The following is a 245-nucleotide window of genomic DNA, read 5'->3' as shown; positions in this document are numbered from 1 at the left end:
TGATAACTTTTAAAAATTATCGAAGTTGATAGCTTCTAATCTATCAAACCTTTTTAACTGGTCAAGTTATTAAGGGTGCAGGGCGGATGCCTTGGCACTAGGAGCCGATGAAGGACGTGATAAGCTGCGATAAGCTTCGGGGAGTTGCACGTAAACTTTGATCCGAAGATTTCCGAATGAGGAAACTCACTTAGAGTAATGTCTAAGTATCATTAAGTGAATACATAGCTTAATGAGGGGAACTC

Annotated in this window: 1 rRNA gene; it reads left to right on the top strand. The window is 40.0% G+C overall.

Annotated elements, in window-relative coordinates:
- Positions 1 to 59 precede the first annotated feature (59 nt).
- A 23S ribosomal RNA gene (locus IC174_RS20960) occupies positions 60 to 245 on the top strand; the annotation flags it as partial.

Origin of the sequence: Clostridioides sp. ES-S-0001-03 (genome assembly GCF_020676075.1) — a bacterium.
Taxonomy (GTDB): domain Bacteria; phylum Bacillota; class Clostridia; order Peptostreptococcales; family Peptostreptococcaceae; genus Clostridioides.
This window is presented reverse-complemented; position numbering and strand designations above follow the sequence as displayed.